Below are 4,626 nucleotides of genomic sequence, written 5' to 3'. Positions count from 1 at the left end.
AGCCCCATCGGCCATTCGCCTGGAAAATAATGAAACTCACACTCCAGATGGTAGCAAACCCTATGAAGTCCCCAGAGCTCTGGAACTCGAAGAAATTCCCCAAATCATCGCAATGTTTAGAAAAGGTGCAGAGCTTGCAAAAGCCGCCGATTTTGACGGAATCGAAATACACTCGGCCAACGGGTATATACTCGATCAATTTTTGCAGTCCAAAACAAACCATCGAACAGATGAATACGGTGGAAGTATCGAAAACCGCTACCGGTTACTCGATGAAGTCGTTCGGGCGGTCGGAGAAGTTTTTCCCTTCGACCGGATAGGCGTCCGACTGTCACCCAATGGGGTATTTGATGATATGGGTTCTCCGGATTACCGGGAACAGTTCACTTATGCGGCCAAACAACTCAACCAATATGGCTTAGCTTACCTACATGTTATGGATGGGCTAGCTTTTGGCTTTCATGAGCTTGGTGATCCTATGACCCTTCAGGAATTCCGTGCGGTATTTAAAGGACCGATCATGGGTAATTGTGGATACACCGAAGATACTGCAGAAAAAGCAATAAACGAAGGCCATGCGGATATGATTGCATTTGGTCGCCCCTTTATCAGCAACCCAGACCTTGTCGAACGATTCGCGTCCAATGCTCCGCTTGCCGAAGAGGCAGATCCTTCCACCTGGTACAGTTCCTCGACTGCTAAGGGGTACACCGACTTCCCATCCAACACTCAGTAAATTAAAATTCCCTGATCATCTTTTATGAACGATCTTAAAAATAAAAAATCCGGACTTCTCTTTGGTTCCTACTGTGCAGACGCCCTATCCCTTGGAGTACACTGGATCTACGACTCCCAAGAGTTGGTAAAAAAACACGGGCGAGTAACTGAGTACAAGGCACCTGGCTCTGATTCTTACCACCCTCACAAGCAAGCGGGAGATCAGGGGCATGTGGGAGACCAGTCCCTATGTCTGTTGAATTTTCTTGCAAGAGAAAAAAAGTGGGATCCTTCCATGTTTATGGAGGAGTGGCTTGGGATGTGGCCCGATTACAACGACTATATAGATGGTGCAACCAAAGCCACCTTGGCCAATGTTCAAAATCAAACAGACAAGACTCAGGGAGGTAGTGATTCGGTGGAAATTGCCGGACCTGCTAGGATTGCCCCGCTTATTGCTTTTCTTTCCAACTCTTCTGAAAGTGAAGTGGTGAAAGCAGCGGTTGAACAAACCGTGCTCACTCATCGATCCAAGGAGGCCGAAGAAACTGCTATCTTTCTTGCTCAGGCAGGTTATCGTCTGATGCATGGTGCCAATCTGCACGATACCCTCAACGAAACCGCACCCGAATGGGCACTCGAAAAGGCAAAAAGTGTGCTCTCAGAAAATGCTGTGGACGCGATTAGTAAACTAGGACCAGCCTGTTCGATTTCATCCGCCCTCCCCTCCGTTCTCTACCTAGCCACAAAACACGGAGATGACATCGAGGCAGCGTTTATTGAAAACGCCATTGCAGGAGGAGATAATTGTGCCCGTGGATTAGCCCTCGGTATCCTCTTGGGTTCGGCCAATGGCCTTTCTGCCATTCCTCAGGGATGGATCGAAAATTTAAAGGCCCGGATGGATCTTGGTAATTTTCTCAGCCAAAATTAGCTACAACCTCTTGTTCCAAAGAATCTGCGTACCTTCTTTGCCTGGGACAACAATTTCAAGATCGCCGTCACTGTCAAGATCGGCCGTTACAATATGCAACCCAGCACCTGCACCTTTAGCTGCTACATGCTTGCCAAAGTTTTTAAACTCTTTGTCCCATGTGTAGTACATGACTACAGGAACATCATCAGCACCTGGGTCTCTGCCATTGTGCCCATAAACCCGCTTGCCCGTAATAAGTTCATCAATACCGTCCCCATTTAAGTCTGCAAAATGAAGTGCATGGGCTTGGCTAAAAGAATCATCGATCATGACTTCGTCGTAAAGGAAACTGCCTGAAGCATCAAATCCCTTACTTAGCCATGCAAAGATACCGTAATCATGCGGATTGCCCCAAAGTAGATCGTTCTTACCATCGCCGTTCACATCCCTAATTAGAACTGGGCAGGACAGGTATTTGGTCCAACTTTGGTGAAATCTCCATTGTCCTGCATAAAGGTTCCCTTCTGGCCTTTCGTACCAACCTGTACCGATTACAATATCGCTTCGTCCATCGTTGTTTAGATCTCCAAATCCAATTCCATGACCACTTTTTGGTCCAATCGTATGACTTTTGAACTTACCCTTGTCATCCTGATACCAGACAATCGTGGGGGCATTCTTGTTCCACTGGTTCGCAATCCATTCCCGCTTACCATCCCCATCAATATCAATAAACTGACAAAGTTCATTAGTTTTCTGGTTGGTATTCATCAAAAGATTCTGCTCCCAGAGCAAACCCAACCGGAGACGTTTCTCTCCCGGGTTTCGGTACCAGTTCACTTCTGGCAGCCAAAAACTATTTGATACCACATCGATCCAGCCGTCTCCATCTACATCAAAAGCGTGCTCGCCATTAGAGTGGGCATAGCCCCCCTTGTCTTCAATGATGCGCAATGGCCTCGGCACCCAAGCACCATGCTTACCAGGGTTCCGATACCAGTTACGACCGGCTGAGATATCGAGCATTCCATCCTTATCATAATCCGCAACGGCTATCCCTTCATTTGCATCAACGGTCAAAAGTTGAGTCTTAAACTTGACTGGATGAACTCCAAGTAGAGCCAAATTAGAAAGCAGACTTAACGCCCAAACGATAGAGTATTTCACTTATTTTTTCTTAAATTCATTAGTTTTAACTTAGTTTCCCGACCATACCCAGAGAGTTCCAAGCGATCGTGATAAACTCTCACGATGGAATAGGCCGTGGTTTCACTATCCACCATACCCTTGCAAGTCAGGTAGTGAATGCCGCCTTTGATCCCATATTTACCCTTATGGTTGTGTCCATTGATATATGCCTTCACACAGGAAAATTCTTCGAGTAGCTTAATTACTTCCTTGGCATTCCAAAGGTTGTGCGGATCTTGCGGATAAACAGGAAAATGGGAAAACAGGATGACCTTTTCTTGGGAACCTTCAGCTGCCTGTAAAACTTTCCGCACCCAGCTCATTTGTTCCGCTCCTACTCCCCCATTCCACTTGGGTGAACGGATCTTCTGTTCATGATAATATGCCTCAGATTCTTGATACCTCTTACTTCCTTTTGGATATGCAATAAAACTAAGGTCATTTCCATCGAGGCATACGAACCGCCAGTTCTTAATTTTGAAATCGTAGTATTTAGAGGGCATGCCCAACTTTTTAGGAACTTGCGATTTGTACTCATCGGCCACCTCAAAGTCATGATTCCCCAACACATGATAGCCCGGAGCTTCTAAAGAATTATAGATTGGAAGTATCTCATCAAAACTGGAAAAATCCCGGTCGATAAAATCCCCCAGATGAATAACAAAGGATAAATCTTCCTTGTTAAAATGCTCCACGCACTGATGCAGCTTTTCCTTGGAAGCAGAATATTTTCTCTGCCCTCGATCCGGGGCCACACAGTACTGACAATCTGCGATCACACCAAAGGAGAATTTGTATTTGGTATTCTTTTTTTCTTCAGCAAGTACCGATGCACACAGCGCAAAAAAAATAAGGACTAAGAACCGAATCATTCGACCTCGTGGATGGTATGATCTATGCGGCCTTTGAATGGGATTCCCTCCGCAGATTGTAATTCATAATCAATCTGCACCATGTGGGCGGGGTGGAGGTTGGGCACATGCAATGCGATCGTTTTTCCGTCTTCCAAAAGTTCGACCTTTTCCAGCTTCAGATCATTTAAAGGTATTTCCGGTGAACCATAGTTGGATGTCCATTTTAAATCCCACGCTCCAAATTTATACTTAGATAAATCATTGGCTTCCGCGGGACTAAGGGACCCGTAAAACCCAACCTCGATCAGGTCCTTCTTCACCTTCAATGAACGGGGAAGATGAACCGGTTCCCCCGTGTAACGAATACGGTCAAGCCCGCCACGTCCTTTGGCATTGGTCTGCCAGCCCTTGAGACCGGAAACATAAAGCTGACCATCTCCATGGTTGATCCGTGCACGCATCGCACTGCTTGAAAGTTCGATCGGGATACGGGATACCCCACCCTGCATCTGTCCATTCTTTTCTTCCTTAAGCACGACATAGAGTTTGCTTTGCCCATAGGACATATGGAGCAGTTGATCTTGAAGCGGGCCCCACTTGTCACTGGTGACCCAGACCTGCCCACCGCCAGAATTGTCCACGCCGCGCTTTTTACTCATCCACACAAGAGGCTTGGGTGCTTCTTCAGGGAAGTGCTGAAAACCGGGACGCTTCATAAACGATCTTCGGTATTCCCCCCAATCTGTGTAAGGCACTTCATAGCCGGAGATGGGCGAACTTTTTAAGTTATGATCTCCTCGGTAGGAATCGACCACGCCATTGAAACTTCCGGGCTTCACCCAGTTCAGGGGAGCTGTAGGAATAAAGCTTCCTTCATTGTCCCCTGTGGTGACTTCTCCGTTTGGGCCCACTCCGATTCCATTGGGTGCCCGAAAACCGCTGGCAAAGATG

4 protein-coding genes and 1 pseudogene are annotated in these 4,626 nt (G+C 46.8%); 2 read left to right on the top strand and 3 right to left on the bottom strand.

From position 1 onward, the window contains the following. Together ACKPQ4_RS06335 and ACKPQ4_RS06330 are read left to right on the top strand one after the other, a co-directional pair. The coding region (locus ACKPQ4_RS06335) for an oxidoreductase (protein WP_407680356.1) at positions 1-736 on the top strand (736 nt) is incomplete at its 5' end. Positions 737-760: 24 nt separating this feature from the next. Then, positions 761-1,651, top strand: coding sequence for an ADP-ribosylglycohydrolase family protein (locus ACKPQ4_RS06330; protein ID WP_407680355.1), 891 nt, complete (start codon positions 761-763; stop codon positions 1,649-1,651). On the opposite strand, the gene ACKPQ4_RS06325 is transcribed toward ACKPQ4_RS06330, so the two are convergent. The 3 genes and pseudogenes from ACKPQ4_RS06325 to ACKPQ4_RS06315 all read right to left on the bottom strand — a co-directional run. Then, positions 1,652-2,800, bottom strand: coding sequence for an FG-GAP repeat domain-containing protein (locus tag ACKPQ4_RS06325; protein ID WP_407680354.1), 1,149 nt, complete (start codon positions 2,798-2,800; stop codon positions 1,652-1,654). Next, complete coding sequence (locus tag ACKPQ4_RS06320) at positions 2,797-3,693, bottom strand: metallophosphoesterase (RefSeq protein ID WP_407680353.1); 897 nt, start codon at positions 3,691-3,693, stop codon at positions 2,797-2,799. Before ACKPQ4_RS06320 ends, ACKPQ4_RS06325 begins: the two co-directional genes overlap by 4 nt. Beyond that, positions 3,690-4,626: pseudogene (locus ACKPQ4_RS06315) on the bottom strand (hypothetical protein); the annotation flags it as partial. The gene ACKPQ4_RS06320 and the pseudogene ACKPQ4_RS06315, both read right to left, overlap by 4 nt.

This window comes from Candidatus Chordibacter forsetii (genome assembly GCF_964187505.1).
Lineage (GTDB): Bacteria > Verrucomicrobiota > Verrucomicrobiia > Opitutales > Seribacteraceae > Chordibacter > Chordibacter forsetii.
This window is presented reverse-complemented; position numbering and strand designations above follow the sequence as displayed.